This is a genomic window from Weissella viridescens, from assembly GCF_014789145.1.
GTDB classification, from domain to species: Bacteria; Bacillota; Bacilli; order Lactobacillales; family Lactobacillaceae; genus Weissella; species Weissella viridescens.
In genome coordinates this window covers 242,725-262,371 of the sequence record NZ_CP061835.1, presented here as the reverse complement: position 1 = coordinate 262,371, position 19,647 = coordinate 242,725, and the positions used below count along the sequence as shown (strand labels likewise).

Below are 19,647 nucleotides of genomic sequence, written 5' to 3'. Positions count from 1 at the left end.
TTACCTCCATTGACGACCATATTCGGCCAAGATTTTATTGTATTGGAATTGGAACCAGGCCACGACATCAGCCGTATTATCATTGTGACGACCTTCAAATCCTTTAGACAAAAGATGTACATTTGGGAACCGTGGCTTAACACTCTTTTGCACACGCTCAAAAGCTTTATCATCATAGTCATCTTGTTCCATATAGGCCAAGGCTAATGTTGTATCCGAAAAATCACCTTGATTAAAGACATCCCAAAAGCGCTTATCTAGGCGATCACTACTTGCTTCAGTTAAATCACCTTCATGATACAACTGAATGTCTTCACCTGTATTAAAATCATCAGGACGTTTCACACGCCCATTTTGTACGATATAACCCACATTAGTCAATGGCTTACCAACAACGATAGCCTTTGGGGCCAATTGGGAACCATAATACAAGGCCCCAAACGTTCCCATCGACATGCCTGATAAGACCACATCATGGGGATTAAACTGCAGTGCGGCTAACTTCTCTTGGATTACTTGTAAGATTTCGCGCTCAAACGTCGCATCACCAAGATAAAAGGCACCACCTTGCAACCGTTGATCGGCAATTAAGAGATATGGCGCTCCCATCGAACGCATCATCAAGTTACCTTCGTAACCTTCCTTTGTCCGCCAACCTGAAAAGTAGACATTCAAAGGCGGTTTCATATCTCCAGCATCGAAGTAATAGGCGACATCATCATTCAAGCGCCCATTCAACACACGTTGGTCATTGGGCATAAACGTACCATGCGGTCCACGTGAACGACGCATATGGATAGTCCCAATGCGTGCCTTTCCTTTACCACGTGCATAGATAAGGACTTGTGCATTGAATCCTTGCTCGGGTCCACCAACTAAGTCAATCCCTGCTTGGATATCATCACCAACTGCTTCTTGACTACCAATAATTTGGTGCGTCCGTAAATCGATTTTATTGACCTTTAGCTTCAGTTCAACACCATTTGATGGCAAGTTATAATCCAACTGAACACGATCGGCAATAAACGCGGGGATGTAGTTTGATTGATCGGCTCCAGAATCTGGATAAGCCAACAATTGCCACTCATCTCCAAAATCAAGGTCAAATTCCGCATAGACCCGGCCAAACTGCTTGACCGGTTGCGTTACAGCAGAACCCGCTCGTAAATTAACCGCATCCGAGCGATATCCATCCCCTCCAATAAAGGCATAGTATCGTAAATCAAGAGCCAATGCTTCAGTATCGGTTAAATCAAAGGCAAATGCCCCGCGTAATGCGAGTAACGCTTGTGCTTCTTCGCTCATTTCTAAACCTTTTTGATAGTAGGTTTGATTTGCCGGAATCAGCCCCAGCATATCCAAATCCACTAACCATGGAAAACTAGCATCAATTAAGAAAATTGCATTTAAATAAGGCTTAGTTAATCGTGGATGTTTTGCATCAAATAGACGCTCATCCGGCTTTGCTTCCATGTCACGACTTGCATCTGCGGCGTCAAGCCAAACATATTCAAACGCTTCACCTAAGGTGGCTTCTGGTAGCGCAATTGGTGATTGGCTAATATGAATAATCGGTGTTGCTTTAATGGCCATAATTCATCAATCCTTCCCACGCCGTAATCAAATTAAATTCAGAATGTTGTTCAACTTGGCGAACATTTTCTACCAAAGCTTCATTCCAATGTTTTAAATCATCTGTAAAGTAAGTTAGCGCTTGTGGCAATTCCATAGGATCTGCCAACACGAATCCATTTACCCCTTGCGTCACAAAAGTATTAGCCCCGACGGTGATTTGCGGTAGCCCCGTACTCAATGCTTGCGCTTGTAACTGTGCGTCGGGTACTCTCCGTAAATCAACAAACACACGGGCTTGCTTAATCAGCCCAAGTTGTTTCTCCATCGAAGGCGTATCCAACACAACAAAACGCTGACGTAGTTGGTAAGCCGCAATAATTTGGGCCTGCTTCTCATCTGAAATCGGCTCTCGATCTTCTTTTTCATACTGCTGATCAAGATAATCCATCACATCAGCTTCACTACTCATCATTGATCGTTCCATCGTTGATTCGAATATCTTGTAGTCTGCATCATTGTAGGTGATCCCAATTTCTTTCGTAAAAGCTTCAACAACGCGTAAATGGAACGTTACCTGGTCGGGGCTTAATCCATCAATGCAGGCATACATGACTTTATTTTCATCAGCAATCAACATTTGTGCTAATGTTTGCGCCAACGTCGTCGTATCATTTGGTGATAGACCGTCAGCTAGCTGGAGCACAATGTTCATATTAGCCATCTCATTACTTGCCCCAAGCTCTAACCGGGCTGGATAAGGTGAGATGACGTGGCTGTTAGACGTTGGTTCCGAAGTGTCAAAATAGGCATTTCGGGCTGCGTCAGAAGTAAAAACGAGTTCCAAATCATCATGGGGCAAAGCCATTGCGTCCTGTTGATGATTTTCATCAGCCATTAGAATAATCGCTTTCTGCAATTCAGGCGCTAAATTATCAAGCACCTCATGCAAATGCACATCATTTTCTTCCAGAATCATTGCTGGCTTAGTTTCTAACATTTGAATATGCTCACGAATTTTTTCTTGAACAACCCCATCAATATTATGATAGACGGCAGACTTAAATCGCTTTTGATGTTTCGGCTCAACAATGACTTTTTGATCAGCAAGTGCCGTCAAAACTGGCTGTCCAGCTGGGGTTAACCAACTTTTCTTTTCCAGTTCTCCCGCTGAATTAAGCCATGCCCGAAAGGTCACAAACCCACGATCGTCATAATAATCTGTTATCCGCTCACCGTTTTCATCATAGTACGTAATGAATTGAACGATATATCGTTCTAAAAGATGCACATGTTTAACTAGGCGACCCTCACGATAATAATAGGCATCATTCACATCCATAAATGGTTCAACCCCTGGCTCTAGCGGAACATCTTTCAATACCATGGGTACCCCCATTTTGAATGGGACCGCTTGAATGGCATCAAAGACGTTCCACCATGGGAAGAATGGCACTTGCGCTTGTTTCAACTTGGTTCGCAAATTTGGAAATTCATGTGCAAAAACCAACTCGGTCTCAACTTGATTAGCTTGGAATACCTTGGCCACAGCAATTCCGGTATCCAATTCTGGATGCTCGGTCTGTGTGTTAAAGTTTGGCATAATTAAAACCATGGCTTACTCCTTTCACCTAAAAGAGGTGGTAATCATTCTTTTGATATAACGCCTTAAATTGACCAGCTACATTATCCATAATCGAAACCAGGATAGCTAAACTTCCAAAATAAGCCGAATAATTTGCAATACCACGATCATGGAAAATCATCGACAAAATCATTGGGGCAACCCCAATCATTACTAAGAATATATTTCCAAAGGACGTTACAACAAAATACTTCTTAAATAGGAAGGAAGTTGTTTGTTCGCCAGGGAAAATATTCAAAAAGTACTCGCCAGATTCTTTCATTGACTTGGCTAGCTGACCGGGTTGTACCGTAATCAAACCAAAGGCGTATCCTAGGAACATCAACACAATGGCATAAGTTAAGACTCCCGCCCAACTATGATAATCCGTAATATTCAAGAAGAACTCTCCCATTGGCGTATTTGCAGCTTTGGGCGTTGAAAAAATCATACGTGGTAACCGAAATAGACTCATTGAAAACATGAACGGCATGGCCCCAGCACTTAAAATACGCAAAGGCAAATACGACTCTGTTAAATCACCTTGCATCATGGGACGTTGCACTTTAAGTCGTTGTTCTGTGTGCATTAAAAATTCGAGAATATAAAGCACGACTACCGTCACAAGTCCAATTGTTACCAAATGACTATGTGACAAACTATAGTTAAAGGGACCCCAACCAGATGTAATCATGTTAGGGAGCCCCAGAATAACTCCTGGAAGAATTAACAAAGAACTACCACCCAGACCATGTTGAGATAGTAAATCACCCAAGAAAATTGAAAGCATCGTTCCTGATAACAGCATCAAGTAGACAACTGCCATTGTGGCCATTTTCGAATTACCGAAAATAGGCAAGGTAATTAATGCGTTCTTGATAAAGTAAACAATCTGAATCGCTTGTAATGCTGCTAAACCAAGCGCAATCCATTTTTGGATATAACTCACTTGACGTTGTGATAAATGACTAATTGCATCTAACCCTAATGAGCTAATCGCTTGCCAGATAATCATCCCAGTCATGAATGGTCCAATACCTAATGAAAATAGCGTTGGTAATGTGAATTGAGACCCCGTCAGAATACCAAAATTCTGAAGCAATGTCCGTCCTTCCAAACTTGCCTTGGCAACAGCTGGATCAATCATCGGTAGCGTTATTTTCTGTCCTAATTGATAAATTGCAACAATCAAAAGGGACCAACCAACTCGTCTAATTAATTCGCGGTGCTTTAACATCCTACCTGTACCGCCTTTTCTAATAAATTAAGGGAACTTAACATCGATTGTGCCATCCTTTTGATAATTAATTTCTGAACTTGTCAAATTTTGTAAGGCCAACAAATTCATATTCAAGCGCATCTTAGCGTACGCTTTACGTGCTTCTTTTTGATACTCAAACATTGGATTACGTTGGGCCACACTACGACTCTTCGTCAGTGTCTTCAAGACTTCCAAATTATCAACTTGTTCGACCCAAGCACCATCAATTGCCTTTAAGAAACACAAGCGTTGATAGTAAATCCATTGTGCCGCATGTGGTAACTCTTCATGTTTCAAATCGATACTCTGATACATGATATCGATGAGGACTTGCTTTAATTCTGCATTAGAGAGTGCATTTAAATCTTTGGTCACGACATATTTGGAATCAATGTAACGATAGATGAAATCGACTACGTCTGCTTCTTTTGCATCCCGTTGATCCAAATATTGATCAGCAACACGTTTAACGAGTCGATCGACCAAATCATCAAGATTCTGAGCATGCATAATGCCATTACGATAGTTGTATATACTGTCACGTTGCAAACGGAAAACTTCACCATACTGCAACGTTTCAAAACGTGCTGATCGATCACGGTTAGCAACAACCTTTTGGGCAGTATCAATCACGTGACTAAATCGGCTGTGACGCCCTAACTCTTGTTTAGGAGCATCGGCATGCTTTTGGGCATATTTCAGTACGCGCTTTGGTGCATTTTCAACAACAATCTTATCTTCCAAAGAATCGTAGAAAACACTCTCGCCTGGATTTCCTTGGCGTCCAGCCCGACCTCGCAACTGATTATCCACACGTTGGTTAACCATTCTTTCTGTTCCCAAAACGAGTAAGCCACCTAGTTCTAATCCTTCCGGGCTGATATTAATATCAGTTCCTCGGCCAGCCATTGACGTGGCAACAGTTACCGCACCAAATTGGCCAGCTTGTGAGATGATTTCAGCTTCTTTGGCTGAACTACGCGCATTCAAAACACTATGTGGAATACCTTCACGTAATAATAGTCGTGAATATAGGTTAGAAAGCGATAGTGATCCCGTCTCCACCAATACTGGTCGTCCTACAGCATAGGCATCCTTTACCACATCCAGTGATGCCATCAATTTGGCTTCATTTGAAATAAACAAGTGGTCAGGATGATCGATACGTTGGTTTGGGTGGTTCGTTGGCACTTTATAAACTGCCAGATTGTATACTTCCAAGAATTCAGCAGAATCAGTTGAGGCCGTTCCGGTCATCCCCGCAATCTGCTTGAACATTCGGAATAAGTTTTGGTATGTGATTGAAGCCATCGAACGTTGTTGTTCGGTGATTTCCACATGTTCCTTGGCTTCCAAAGCTTGGTGCATCCCGGCCTGCTTCTTCATTCCTTCAAGTTCACGACCATTTTCCTCGTCAATTAGAACAATTTCGCCATCATCAACAACATAGTCGCGATCACGCTTATCAACATAGTTTGCATGCAAAGCTAATAGCGTGTGTCGATATAAGTCGGCCCACTCAGCACTCAATAAATTATCGATATCGAAGAACTGTTCCATCTTGACGATACCACGTGGTGTAAACCACACCTTCTTCAAATCATCACTACGTTCATAGTCTTCATCTTCAACCAGTGTCTTCACAATATTGTCAGCTGATTCAAAATAATTAGATTGGACACGTGGCACACCTGAAACAATCAACGGCGTTTGCGCGGTATCTAGCAAAACAGCATCCGCCTCATCGATCAAGGCAAAGTTAAACGCTTGAATGTATTGCTTTGCGGGCGTGGTCGCCAAATTATCAAACAAATAATCAAAACCTAAAGCACTGTTTGTGGTATAAACAATGTCTGATTTGTAAATCCGTTCTAGATCACGATCATGCGGATCTTCGCCTTCTTCGGCGACTCCTGACCGCACCGTTAATCCCATCCAACGATAGAGTTTCCCCATCTTTTTGGCATCACGATTAGCTAGATATTCATTAGCCGTAATTAAATAGTTTCCAGGTCCAGTCAAGCCATGCAAATACATCGGCATTACCGATGTCAGTGTCTTCCCTTCACCAGTTTTCATTTCTGCAATGTTATTATATTCAACGACAACTGCTCCCAACATTTGTACATCGAATGGTCGCATGCCTAAGACACGATCAGCTGCTACGCAGATGGCTGCATAGGCCTCCGGTAACATATGGCGCAACTTCTCCCCTTGTTGCAATCGTTCGCGAAAGACATCTGTCTGATTCTGTAAGGTTTCATCAGTCATCGCGTCATACGTTGGTATTAATTCTTTAATACGATCAACGATCCGCTCATATTTATTTTTCCTATGAAATAATTTCATTAGTTGCCTACCCCTATTATTATGTATCCCATACTGTAATAATAATTGATTTATATTTGTAATGAAAGCTTTTAAATTCTATAATAGATGTATTATGAATAAAGAAAAAGAACCATTATTAGATCAAGATATTGAAAAGCGTCTCCGCAATGAAAACACAGATAAACCCCGGGTAACGAAAGAGAGGAATAAAGGCCGTTATCTTCAGGCGACAATCGCGATTCTACTCGCAATTGTTGTTTTAGTTGGGATTATTTATCCACTTTTCAACATGCATTAATACATTAGAATTTTATTATTGTAACCGTTTTATTTTACCATAAATTACATCATATAATATGTAAATATTTAGCCAATCTCTTGGCAGGCGACCGTTTGTGTACTTATCCATACATTAAGTCGCTTTTTTATTTTAAAAAAACAACCAAATTCACCGGACATTCCAAACATTTTCAATACCATTCGCATAAAAAAAGAGTCACCAATTGGTGACTCTTTTTTTATTTACTTCGTCTTATCGTTCTTTTCATCATTAGTTGTGATAACGCTGTCAACTAGTCCGTAAGCCAAAGACTCTTCAGCATCTAACCAGTGATCACGTTCCGTATCATTCTCAACCTTTTCAAATGGTTGACCAGTATTGTCAGCCAAAATATGGTTAAGCTTTGTACGTGTCTTCAAAATTTCCTTAGCGGCAATTTCAATTTCCGTTTGTTGTCCTTGCGCACCACCAGATGGTTGGTGAATCATGAACTGTGAGTTTGGCAACATGAAGCGCTTACCCTTGGCTCCTGAAGAAGCTAGGACTGACGCCATTGAAGCAGCCAAACCAACGACAATTGTTTGCACTTCCGGATGGATGAAGTTCATCGTATCATAGATGGCCATTCCGGCATTAACTTCCCCACCTGGTGAGTTGATGTACATATAGACATCTTTGTCAGGATCTTGCGCATCCAAGAATAGTAATTGCGCAATAATAGTTGTTGACATCTGCGAGTTGATTTCACCCGTAACCATGATAATGCGGTCTTTCAACAAACGTGAAAAGATATCATATGAACGCTCACCCTGTGATGATTGTTCAATAACATATGGAACTGGTAACATGTTCATTCCTCCAATCATATATTGAAACTTATCTAACCATTTTAACACTTGGTCAGTAAAGGTCAAATTGTTTTTAGTTTTGACGAATATCTTTCGGTAATTTTCCGGTTTCCCGTAAATCATCCGCAATTTTCGTTAGCTTACGTAACCGATGGTTCACACCTGATTTAGAAATAGGACCCGAAGGCATATACTCCCCCAAAGCCGACATTGGTTCTTCTCGATGTTCCAAACGTACTTGCGCCATTTCACGCAACTTATCTGGCAACCGATGCAACCCAATTTCTTGATCTAAAAATTCAATATCATCGATTTGCTTTTGACTGGCATTCACCGTCTTATCTAAGTTCGCATTTTCTGCGTTGACTAGTCGATTCACTGAATTCCGCATGTCGCGCATGATGCGCACATCTTCCATCTTCAACATGGCATTTGTCGCGCCCATAATATTCAACATATCCGCAATCTTCTCGGCTTCTTTTTGATAAACAATGAAGCCAGAACGACGATCGACAACCTTGGCGTTTAAATCGAAACGATTCATTAAATCACACAGCTGTTGGGCTTGCTCTTCATACAGCGAGTAAATTTCTAAATGGTAACGGCTCGTTTCGGGATTATTAACCGACCCAGCTGCCAGGAAGGCTCCCCGTAGATACGAACGTGCCATCCCCTCAGGCTCTAACCAATCATCAGGTGGCGTAGGTCGCATTTCAAAATTATCCAGAATGTGCAAATCTTCCAATAAATCATCTACACCTTGGACAATACGGACGACATATAGATTGTTTTTATTCAATTTCATCTGTCGTCGTACAGAAATTTCAGCAGGCAAATGGTAGAACTTTTGTAGCAAACTCAGAATTCGTCGTGCAATCGCCGCATTTTCGGTCTGTACGTTTAACGTAAAGTGCATATTACTAAGTCCCAAGGAACCATTCATCCGGAGTAAGGCCGCTAATTCCGCTTTCGCATTGTCCGGATTGTTCACTTCGAGCATTGTTAGCTCTTTTTTTACATCACTTGCAAAGGACACTTTGGCATCCTCCTTATTTTACTTTTCGTCGGGACCAGTCGCAATTTGCATAATTAGCTTGGCAACTGCATCCCCATCATGGAACGCACCGTCATCACGTAATTCTAACAGGTCTCCCGTAATAGGCACAGCCCCTTCTTTACGAACTTCTTCTGGTGCTGAAGCTACCTGCGTTGAGACCTCGTTCCACTTTTGCCAGTCAATATAATTGTCAGGCACCTCACCCGTGTTCATAATGACCGCATCGACAATTTGACTGCCAATATGATCATTAATGGCACGAACATGATCTGCTTCACTGTAACCATCAGTTTCACCCTTTTGCGTCATAATGTTGGCAATGTAAATGATTTTGGCCGGCGTTAACTTCAAGGCTTCACGCACATTGTCTACGACCAAATTTGGTAAGACACTCGTATACAAACTACCTGGCCCTAAGACAATTTCATCAGCATTCAAGATTGCATTAATCACTTCACTCGGGGCTTGCGCAACTCTTCTACTTGAATCGTCTTGCGGTGTTACCCAAATATGATCAATGACTTTATGTGCAGCCGTAATTTCAGCTTCACCTGAAAGTTCTGTGCCATCTTTAAACTTAGCATGAAGCACCAATGGCTCATTCGCCACCGGATAAATATGCCCATCAACGTTCATTAAATGCGACAAAATCTGCACACCACGAAAAATGTCGTTTTCTTTCTCGGCCATCGCTGCAATCACCAAATTTCCTAAAGCATGTCCAGCCAGCATCTCATCTTCTTTTTTGAATCGATACTGGAACACATCAATAAATTCTGGTGATACATTTGACATAACAGCCATGACATTTCGGACATCGCCAGGCGGAATAATATCCAAATAGTCCCGCAAGGTTCCAGATGAGCCACCATCATCAGCAACGGTAATAACTGCTGTTAATTCAGCATCATATTGCTTAAGCCCTTTCAAGATGATTGGTTGACCAGACCCTCCACCAATAACAACTATCTTAGGCTTTGTTTCGACTTTAATTTCAGACGTCATTGTGCATAGCCTGCCTTCCGTCGATCCTTATCACGATGGTTCTCATTAACCACCCAATCCTTAGAAAGATCTTGTGCTAAACGATGTGCAAACGCCACTGAACGATGTTGACCACCGGTACAACCATAAGCAATCGTTAACGATGACTTACCTTCCGCTTTATAGCGAGGTAAAAGCCACTTGAAACGTTCATAGTCCATTTGGTACATCTTTTCAGCATCTGGATCATTCCAAACGTAATCCCATACAGGTTGTTCTAAACCGGTTTGTTCTCGTAATTCAGGTTGATAATATGGATTTGTCAAAAAGCGCACATCTTCAACTACGTCTGCGTCAGCTGGTAAGCCATATTTAAAACCAAAGCTCATCACCTGGACACTAAACGCCGTTTGATGGTCCCGTTCAGATCCAAACTTCGTTACAATGACTTGGCGCAAACCTTTGGCATCCAATTGACTAGTATCAATCACATCCGTCGCAATATTACGCACGTCGGCCATCAACTTACGTTCCACTTCAAGGCCAGCTAAGGTCCCTTTGTCACCAGCAAGTGGGTGTTGGCGGCGCGTTTCTTTATAACGGGCCACTAATTCTTTATCATCTGCATCAAGAAACAAGACGCGTAGATTATAATCGTCGTGATTATCTTGACTCATTTCAAATAGTTCTTCATCCAAATCCTCAAAGAACTGGCGCGAACGTGTATCAATCATAATCGCTGCGCGTTCAATGTTTGGTTCATTGGAAATCATTTGCCAGACTTGCGGTAGCAAGTTAGCTGGTAGATTCTGGGCTGTAAAATAACCTAAATCTTCAAAAGCTTTCATCGCAACTGTTTTACCGGCACCACTCATCCCGGTAACAATTACTAATTCTTTTTTAGCCATAACAAACTCCTTTCAACTCTATTGGCATTATACCATTGATATAATTAATATAGACCAATCCGGCCTAAGTTTATTAAAAAAGAGCAATCTACTCAAGTAGGTTGCTCTTACTTTAAATTTACTTCTTTGCAGATTGTGCGGCAGCATCGTGTAATGCCTTCAAAGCCCGCTTACGTGTTTTAATATTTGGACTCTTCATCTTACGACGTGCAGAAGCTTGATCTAAACGTTCAGCCATAGTTCCGTCCTCCTTTTTATTAACTAAAAGTAAGTATACACTATTTCGCAGCATCTGCCAAGCGTTCGCGTTCTTTATCTCGTTCCATAATTGGCGCCAGGTATTGCCCCGTATACGAGTCAGTGGCCTTGGCAATTTTCTCCGGTGTACCTGTAGCAACAATTTGTCCACCACCAGCGCCACCTTCAGGCCCCATATCAATCACCCAATCAGCTGTCTTGACCACATCCAAGTTGTGTTCAATAACTAAGACCGTATTACCACCATCAACCAAACGATTAAGTACTTCCAATAAACGTGCGATATCATCTGTATGAAGTCCAGTTGTTGGCTCATCCAGAATGTAGAAAGTCTTACCAGTTGACCGGCGCTGTAACTCTGAAGCCAACTTCATTCTCTGGGCTTCCCCACCTGATAAGGTTGTCGCAGATTGTCCAAGCTTCACATAGCCAAGCCCAACATCAACAATGGTTTGCAACTTACGACGAATCTTTGGAATCGGTGCAAAGAATTCAACTGCTTGTTCTGCTGTTAAATCTAGGACATCTGCGATCGTCAAATCACGGTACTTTACTTCCAATGTCTCGGAATTATAACGCGTTCCATGACAGACCTCACAAGTCACATACACGTCAGGTAGAAAGTTCATTTCAATCTTAATGACACCATCACCCTTACATGCTTCACATCGACCACCCTTGGTATTGAATGAAAAACGCCCCTTGGCATAACCGCGAAGTTTTGCTTCATTGGTTTGGGCAAACAAATCTCGAATATCATCAAAAACCCCGGTATAAGTGGCCGGATTAGAGCGCGGTGTCCGACCAATCGGACTTTGATCAATATCAACAATCTTGTCGATTTGGTCAACCCCTTCAATGGACTTAAACTTACCTGGCTTTTCAGAATTATGGTTCAATTCAGCTTTCAAGGCGCGCTTTAGCACCGTGTTCACCAAAGTCGATTTCCCTGATCCTGAAACACCCGTGACGGCGACGAACTTCCCCAAGGGGAAATCAACTTTCACGTTCTTCAAGTTGTTTTCCTTGGCACCTTTAAGGGTAATTTTTTCACCATTGCCCTTACGACGTGTTTTGGGAACTGGAATAAACTTCTTCCCTGCCAAATATTGACCCGTCAATGAGTTCGGATTCGCTTCAATTTCAGCTGGTGTCCCCACCGCCATAATTTTACCACCATGCGATCCGGCACCAGGTCCAACATCTACAATATAATCCGCTGCTAACATTGTATCTTCATCGTGTTCTACCACTATCAAGGTATTTCCTAAGTCACGCATCGCCTTTAATGACGTAATTAAACGATCATTATCCCGTTGGTGCAATCCAATCGAGGGTTCATCAAGAACATACATGACCCCTGATAGATTTGATCCAATTTGCGTGGCCAAGCGAATTCGCTGAGCTTCCCCACCAGATAACGTACGTGCGGCCCGTGAAAGTGTTAAGTAATCTAGTCCGACATTCGTCAAGAAGCTTAGTCGGTCAGTGATTTCCTTGATAATGGGACGCGCAATTTGTTCATCCTGTTCATCAAAGTTAACATCTTTAAAGAAGGCCAATTCTTCATCAACTGGCCACTCTGAAACTTCACCAATATGATGTCCATTGATTTTAACTGACAAAGCCGCATCATTTAATCGATAACCATGACACGTTGTACATGTTAATTCGTTCATGTAACTACGCATTTGTTCACGGGTAAAGTCAGAGGATGATTCCTTGTAACGACGACTGATATTTGTAATTACTCCTTCAAAATCAGTATCAACATCCCGAACCCCACCAAAATCGTTTTCGTAGTGGAAATGAAAAGGTTTATCTGAACCATACAAGACCTGTTGCTTGTCAGATTCCTTCATTTTTTCAAAAGGAACATCCATTGGAATATTATTTTGTTCTGCGAACTGACGTAATAATTCAGGATAATACTTTGATGAAATTGGGTTCCATGCGGCAATTGCCCCTTCCGACAAAGTTAGACTGGGGTCTGGAACGACTAAATCAGGGTCCACTTCTAAAGTAATCCCCAAACCGCCACAGACTTCACAGGCGCCATCCGGAGCATTAAATGAAAACAACTGAGGTTCCAATTTACCAACGGCATACTTTTTCAGTGCACCAGTGTAATGGTCAGAGTACGTATACTGTTCACCCTTAATCACATCAACAGTTACCAATCCATCTGCCATACGGAGTGCAGATTCAAAAGCTTCATACAATCGAGCATGGGATTCAGGTTTCAAAATTACGCGATCTACAACGATAGCTACATCATGATATTTGTTCTTATCTAACTGAATATCATCGGTCACTTCATGCATCTCACCATCAATCATCATACGCACAAAACCTTCGCGCTTAATCCGTTCAATAGCCGTAGCATGTGATCCACGCTTGTGTTGTACAATTGGCGCCAAAATTTGAAGACGTGCGCCTGGTTCTAATCTTTGTTCCAAATCATTGAGCATCTGATCAATGGAGGTTTCGACAATAATGCCATCTTTATCTGGATCAGGTTGTCCCACACGAGCGTACAACAGACGATAATAATCATTAATTTCAGTTACAGTTCCCACTGTTGAGCGGGGATTCTTAGAGGTGGTCTTTTGATCAATTGAGATGGCTGGACTTAAGCCATCAATCGAATCAACATCAGGTTTGTCCATTTGTCCTAGAAATTGGCGTGCGTACGCTGACAAACTTTCAACATAACGACGTTGTCCTTCAGCATAGAGCGTATCAAATGCCAAAGAACTTTTCCCAGAACCAGATAATCCTGTAATCACCACAAATTTGTCACGCGGAATATCAACATCAACATTCTTTAAATTGTGGGCGCGAGCGCCCCGGATAGTTATCCAATCATGTGCCATAGTGGATCTCACTTTCTAACGCTTAATATTATCTTACTATTATACAGTTATTTAATCATAAATGTTAGTTATAACCTAATTTTAAAGTACAATTATATAAATTTATCTTTAGCTACCATATTTATGTGCCATTTTACAGGAAAGCATCTTATAATGAAATTTATATCACGCAAAAGGAGATCCAACATGAAACTTGTTGATTCTAAACCTTGGAGCATTGCTTGGATTCTAGAACACATTGCCTCAGCGATTTTACTCGTTGGAACTGTTTTAGCTGCTGCTTCAGCTTTAACGGCCTTAATTATCGGGATTGAAGAGTTATTAGCAATAATTTTCACACATCATTTCATCAATACATATACAAATGTGTATAATAACGCCCTACAAACTGTCTTTTGGCATTTTGTCATCATTTTCGTCGTGGTTGCGTTCTGGTCACTACTTGATACCTTTACCGCTGAACCACAGGATACCCAAATTTAGGCACTATTTCACTAAAAAAATATACTTTATTCATATTTAATTAAATATATGGCAGAAATATTACAGTACAGGAAGCGTTATTTTCACTTGAATTAACGTCAAAAGACTGTCAAGACGCAATTTTAGCTAACTTTAAGCCCGGATATACGGGCTTTTTTTATTACATTTTATTTCAAAATGTGTTTTAACATTAAGCTTGTTGTTAACCAGATGTATTATTTCCCCATTAATATGAGATTATTGATTAAGGAGATAACAGATGCAGACTAAAAATCACATTAAATTGTATAAAAGCGGTAAAATGTGGGTTAGCGCCCTTGTTGGTGCAGCCGCATTAGTAACAGGTATTCAGGCAAGTGCTGATACTGTTGCATCTAATGCACCCGAAAAAACCCAGACTCAAACTGTTCAAGTCGCTGCAAAGACGACAAGCGTACAGGAAAATTCAACTGTCGCTACTAGTTCAGTATCATCAAACACAACTACAAATAACTTAAACGTAACAGAATCAAAAACCAGCTCAAACCAAACTAGTACAACAAGCACAAGTCAAGCTGCTACTAGCCAATCAGCTAGCGCCCAAAGTACAGCAACCTCTGAAGCTAGTTCCACAGCGACTTCTGAGCAAGCAACCTCACAAAGTGCACAATCAAAACAAACTGAGACACCTGCTTCACAAAGTGTACAATCAAAGCAAACCGAGACACCTGCTTCACAGGCTCAAAGTACGTCAATCTCAGAGTCAGTTTCACAACACAAGCAAACACCAAAAACAGACGCAACTACTTCGGTTAGCAAGTCTGTTAAGGCCATCCAAATTAAAAACGGTTGGGATGGTAATAAATACTATAAAAACGGTAAGATCCTAACTGGTTTCCAAGAAATCAATGGCAAGTATTACCGCTTTGACGCACAGGGAAATGCTGTTAAGGGTCTCTACACTGAAGGTAAGCAAAAGCAATATTACAATGCTGATTTTAGCCAATTACGTAATGGCTATTACCACGAAAACGCTCAAACAATCTATTATTTTGGCCATGATGGGAATGCTGTCCACGGACTTCGTTACTTCACGGATCAAAATGGGCGTAAGCAAGTCGAAGCCTATAACAACAACACTTTCAAACAAATGCGCAATGCCTACTATGTCATTGATCGTAATACTTCTGCTTATTACCTAGGTGTTGACGGTAAGGCTGTCCGCGGTTTGCGTTTCTTTACTGATAAGAATGGGCGTAAGCAAGTCGAAGCTTACAATAACCAAACCATGAAACAAATGCGTAACGCTTACTACAGTATTGATCGTAATACTTCCGCTTTTTATCTAGGTGGTAACGGTAAGGCTGTCCATGGTTTACGTTTCTTTACCGATAAGAGTGGGCGTAAGCAAGTCGAAGCTTATAACAACAACACTTTCAAACAAATGCGCAATGCCTACTACGTCATTGATCATAATACTTCCGCCTTTTACCTAGGTGGTAACGGTAAGGCTATCCGTGGTTTGCGTTTCTTCACTGACAAGAATGGCCGTAAGCAAGTCGAAGCTTACAATAACCAAACTATGAAGCAAATGCGTAACGCTTACTACAGTATTGATCGTAATACTTCCGCTTTTTATCTAGGTGGTAACGGTAAGGCTGTCCATGGTTTACGTTTCTTTACCGATAAGAGTGGGCGTAAGCAAGTCGAAGCTTATAACAACAACACTTTCAAACAAATGCGCAATGCCTACTACGTCATTGATCATAATACTTCCGCCTTTTACCTAGGTGGTAACGGTAAGGCTATCCGTGGTTTGCGTTTCTTCACTGACAAGAATGGCCGTAAGCAAGTCGAAGCTTACAATAACCAAACTATGAAGCAAATGCGTAATGCTTACTACAGTATTGATAAGAACCGTTCTGCTTATTACTTAGGTGGTAACGGTAAAGCTGTGACTGGTTTACGTAAGGTTGGTCGGACCTACGAATATTATGGTACGAACTTTAAGCAAGTTCGTAACCAAACGATTGCCATCAATGCTTGGACAACATACCGTTTTGAAAACAATGGTTTAGCTAAACGCGATCGCTACGGAAATGCTGTTAACCTTGCAAACGTTTATAACAGCGGAGTAACTGGTTTCTATAATGGTGGTCACTCATACCCAGCTGGTCAATGTACGGCCTTTGTTGCTCGAATTCTTGCTGATCAAGGGATTCCAACCTCACAGATTCGTTTCCTTGGAAACGGCGCACAATGGGCTGGAAATGCACGCGCACGTGGCATTAAGGTTAACTATACACCCGCCGTTGGTTCAATTGTCGGCTTCGGTGGTGGTTATGGACACGTTGCTTATATCAAGAAAGTAAATGCAGATGGCACTTTTGTTATTGCAGAAGGTAACTACGCTGGTCGTGCATATCATGAAAGAACAATTTCAATGTATACACCCGGTGTTAATGGCATCATTCATTTTTAATGTTTCGTATTTTAGACCCGATTGAATCGGATCTTTTTTATTACGATAAATACCGCACATTGCAAATGTGTGGTATAAAGGTAATTCCACTGTTAATTAATTGTCTCATTAATGGTATAAAATTATGCTACTTAACAAGGAGAATGTACAATGCAAACAAAAGAACACTTTAAACTCTATAAAAGCGGTAAGCTTTGGGTCAGTGCCCTCGTTGGTGCCGCAGCACTTGTAACTGGTGTACAAGCCAATGCTGACACTGCTATGCAAATCCCCGAAAACAATGCACAAGTTGCATCAAACACACACATTAAGTCAACGGATTCCGTTCCAACATTAAAAACAGCGTCAGCATCTACGACAGAAAACGTTCCCAACATTTCTACTCCTGAGCAGGTCACTTCCGCTACTGTAAGTAGTACCTCTACGTCGACAGAGCGTATTAATTCTACAGCAAGCAGTGTATCTACATCTACTCAGAGCGTAACTTCTGCAACTAACAGTGTATCTGCCTCTACTCAGAGCATGACTTCTGCAGCAAACAGTGTATCTGTCTCTACTCAGAGCGTAACTTCTGCAGCAAACAGTGTATCTGTCTCTACTCAGAGCGTAACTTCTGCGGCAAACAGTGTATCTGTCTCTACTCAGAGTATCTCGATGAGCAATAGCCTTTCACCACAACGTACAATTACTTCTGATTCAACAGCTATCAATGCAAGCCACCAGAATAGTTCTGAAACGAAGCCACGTACGATAAGCGTCAGTAAAAAAGTTGCTCCTGCACGCGTTAAAAATGGTTGGTTTGGTAATCAATACTTTAAAAATGGCGTAGCCATTACCGGTAAACACCAAATCGGGAAAAATTGGTATTATTTTGATGCACTTGGAAATGCCCATGTTGGATTACGTTCATTTGTTGATGTTAATGGTGCTAAACGCCTCGAATATTACGATACAAATCGCATCCAACTACGCAATAACTATTACCACGCCAATGCAGAAACTAGCTATTATTTTGGTAACGATGGTTACGCCGTTCGAGGAATCCGAAAGTTCACTGACGCAAATGGTAAGAAGCAGATTGAAACATATAACAATCAAACCTTTAAACAAATGCGCAACACCTACTACGTGATTGACCGTAACACTTCGGCCTTCTACCTTGGTAATGATGGTAAAGCGGTTAAAGGTATTCGTTCATACATTGACGCAAATGGTAAGAAACAGATTGAAACGTATAACAACCAAACCTTTAAGCAAATGCGTAACACCTACTACGTGATTGATAAAAACACATCCGCCTTTTATCTTGGCAACGACGGTAAGGCCGTTCGCGGTATTCGCTCATTCCCTGATGCTAATGGTAAAAAGCAGATCGAAACGTATAACAATCAAACAATGAAGCAAATGCGTAACACCTATTACATGATTGATAAAAACACGTCAGCCTTTTATCTTGGCAACGATGGTAAGGCAGTCCGTGGTATTCGTTCATTCACTGATGCTAATGGTCAAAAACAAATTGAAGCCTATAACAATCAAACAATGAAGCAAATGCGCAACGCCTATTACATGATTGATAAAAATACGTCAGCCTTTTATCTTGGTGATGACGGTAAGGCTGTCCGTGGTATTCGCTCATTCACCGATGATAATGGTCAAAAACAAATTGAAGCCTATAACAATCAAACAATGAAGCAAATGCGTAACGCCTATTACATGATTGATAAAAACACGTCAGCCTTTTATCTTGGTGATGATGGTAAAGCTGTCCGTGGTATTCGTTCATTCACTGATGCTAATGGTCAAAAACAAATTGAAGCCTATAACAATCAGACCATGAAGCAAATGCGCAACGCCTATTACATGATTGATAAAAATACATCTGCTTACTATCTTGGTAATGATGGTAAGGCAGTCCGCGGTATTCGTTCATTCACTGATGTTAATGGTCAAAAACAAATTGAGGCCTATAACAATCAGACCATGAAACAAATGCGCAATGCCTACTACACTATCGACAACGGCACTTCTGCCTACTATCTTGGTAATGATGGTAGAGCAGTTACGGGCGCGCGTTGGTTTACAAAGCCAGACGGAAATTTGGCTTTAGAATACTATAATACTGATTTCAAACAAGTCCGGAATCAATACGTACAAATTGATGGGAAAAACATCTATTTTGGTTCAAATGGACAGGCCACAAATAGTACTACCCAGTTGCTTGAAACTGCAATTAGCTGGTTCCAAGCACGTAAAGGTAAAGTTTCTTACTCTATGTATGAACGCCTTGGACCCAATTCTTACGACTGCTCAAGTTCTGTATATTTGGCCCTAAAACAAGCTGGCTTACTTCCTGCTTCTGCATGGATCGGTAATACTGAGAGTTTATTCCTTGATCTTGAATTACAAGGTTGGACTGCCTTACCTGCTGGAACTAAGCCACAACGTGGTGATATCTTCATCTGGGGTAAGCGAGGAACAACGCTTGGTGCTGGTGGTCACACAGGTATCTTTACAAGTAGTGATAAGATTATTCACTGTAACTACGCCGATAACGGTATCTCTGAAACAAATTACAACCAAACATTTGCCAATTCTGGATTATACTATGCCACGATTTATCGTGCGCCACGTCTATAATTGCGTTAAATCAAAGCCTAGCTGCCAAGCAGTTAGGCCTTTTTTTATTAAAAACAGTTTAAAT

At 41.3% G+C, this 19,647-nt stretch carries 14 protein-coding genes; 4 read left to right on the top strand and 10 right to left on the bottom strand.

Annotation, left to right across the window (positions count from 1 at the left end; genetic code table 11):
* From asp2 to secA2, 4 genes are read right to left on the bottom strand one after another with little or no spacing between them, the layout of a single operon-like run.
* Positions 1-1,593: an accessory Sec system protein Asp2 gene (gene asp2 / locus IE337_RS01345; RefSeq protein ID WP_191136508.1), complete on the bottom strand. Its 1,593-nt coding sequence runs from the start codon at positions 1,591-1,593 to the stop codon at positions 1-3.
* Positions 1,583-3,187: an accessory Sec system glycosyltransferase Asp1 gene (gene asp1 / locus IE337_RS01340; RefSeq protein ID WP_191136507.1), complete on the bottom strand. Its 1,605-nt coding sequence runs from the start codon at positions 3,185-3,187 to the stop codon at positions 1,583-1,585. The genes asp2 and asp1 overlap by 11 nt, the downstream gene beginning before the upstream one ends.
* Before the next feature lie 16 nt (positions 3,188-3,203).
* A complete protein-coding gene (locus IE337_RS01335; protein ID WP_191136506.1) occupies positions 3,204-4,433 on the bottom strand; it encodes a hypothetical protein in 1,230 nt (409 codons plus the stop codon).
* Positions 4,434-4,460: 27 nt separating this feature from the next.
* Positions 4,461-6,806 (bottom strand): accessory Sec system translocase SecA2, encoded by a 2,346-nt coding sequence (gene secA2 / locus IE337_RS01330; protein WP_191136505.1) that lies wholly within the window; start codon positions 6,804-6,806, stop codon positions 4,461-4,463.
* 94 nt (positions 6,807-6,900) lie between these two features.
* On the opposite strand from secA2, the gene IE337_RS01325 reads away from it, so the two are divergent.
* The gene (locus tag IE337_RS01325) at positions 6,901-7,086 is read left to right on the top strand and encodes a hypothetical protein (RefSeq protein WP_141324900.1); all 186 of its coding nucleotides are present in this window, start codon (positions 6,901-6,903) and stop codon (positions 7,084-7,086) included.
* 224 nt (positions 7,087-7,310) lie between these two features.
* Here the strand turns inward: IE337_RS01325 and IE337_RS01320 are convergent, their stop codons facing one another.
* The 6 genes from IE337_RS01320 to uvrA form a co-directional block, all read right to left on the bottom strand.
* Positions 7,311-7,916, bottom strand: a complete 606-nt coding sequence (locus IE337_RS01320; protein WP_057745345.1) for an ATP-dependent Clp protease proteolytic subunit — start codon at positions 7,914-7,916, stop codon at positions 7,311-7,313.
* Between the two features lie 73 nt (positions 7,917-7,989).
* Complete coding sequence (whiA, locus tag IE337_RS01315) at positions 7,990-8,952, bottom strand: DNA-binding protein WhiA (protein ID WP_057745342.1); 963 nt, start codon at positions 8,950-8,952, stop codon at positions 7,990-7,992.
* 18 nt (positions 8,953-8,970) lie between these two features.
* Positions 8,971-9,978, bottom strand: a complete 1,008-nt coding sequence (locus IE337_RS01310) for a gluconeogenesis factor YvcK family protein (protein ID WP_191136504.1) — start codon at positions 9,976-9,978, stop codon at positions 8,971-8,973.
* Positions 9,975-10,865 carry an RNase adapter RapZ gene (rapZ, locus tag IE337_RS01305; RefSeq protein ID WP_191136503.1) on the bottom strand — a complete coding sequence of 297 codons (891 nt, stop codon included), beginning with the start codon at positions 10,863-10,865 and terminating at the stop codon, positions 9,975-9,977. Before rapZ ends, IE337_RS01310 begins: the two co-directional genes overlap by 4 nt.
* A gap of 118 nt (positions 10,866-10,983) precedes the next feature.
* A complete protein-coding gene (locus tag IE337_RS01300; protein WP_158002686.1) occupies positions 10,984-11,103 on the bottom strand; it encodes a putative metal homeostasis protein in 120 nt (39 codons plus the stop codon).
* A 40-nt stretch (positions 11,104-11,143) separates the two neighbouring features.
* Positions 11,144-13,999 (bottom strand): excinuclease ABC subunit UvrA, encoded by a 2,856-nt coding sequence (gene uvrA / locus IE337_RS01295; RefSeq protein ID WP_191136502.1) that lies wholly within the window; start codon positions 13,997-13,999, stop codon positions 11,144-11,146.
* 186 nt (positions 14,000-14,185) lie between these two features.
* Here uvrA and IE337_RS01290 point away from each other — a divergent pair, with 186 nt between their 5' ends.
* The 3 genes from IE337_RS01290 (at position 14,186) to IE337_RS01280 (ending at position 19,583) form a co-directional block, all read left to right on the top strand.
* Positions 14,186-14,482 carry a hypothetical protein gene (locus tag IE337_RS01290; RefSeq protein ID WP_191136501.1) on the top strand — a complete coding sequence of 99 codons (297 nt, stop codon included), beginning with the start codon at positions 14,186-14,188 and terminating at the stop codon, positions 14,480-14,482.
* A 259-nt stretch (positions 14,483-14,741) separates the two neighbouring features.
* Positions 14,742-16,943, top strand: a complete 2,202-nt coding sequence (locus IE337_RS01285; RefSeq protein ID WP_191136856.1) for a CHAP domain-containing protein — start codon at positions 14,742-14,744, stop codon at positions 16,941-16,943.
* Positions 16,944-17,093: 150 nt separating this feature from the next.
* Complete coding sequence (locus tag IE337_RS01280) at positions 17,094-19,583, top strand: peptidoglycan amidohydrolase family protein (RefSeq protein WP_191136500.1); 2,490 nt, start codon at positions 17,094-17,096, stop codon at positions 19,581-19,583.
* Positions 19,584-19,647: the final 64 nt, after the last annotated feature.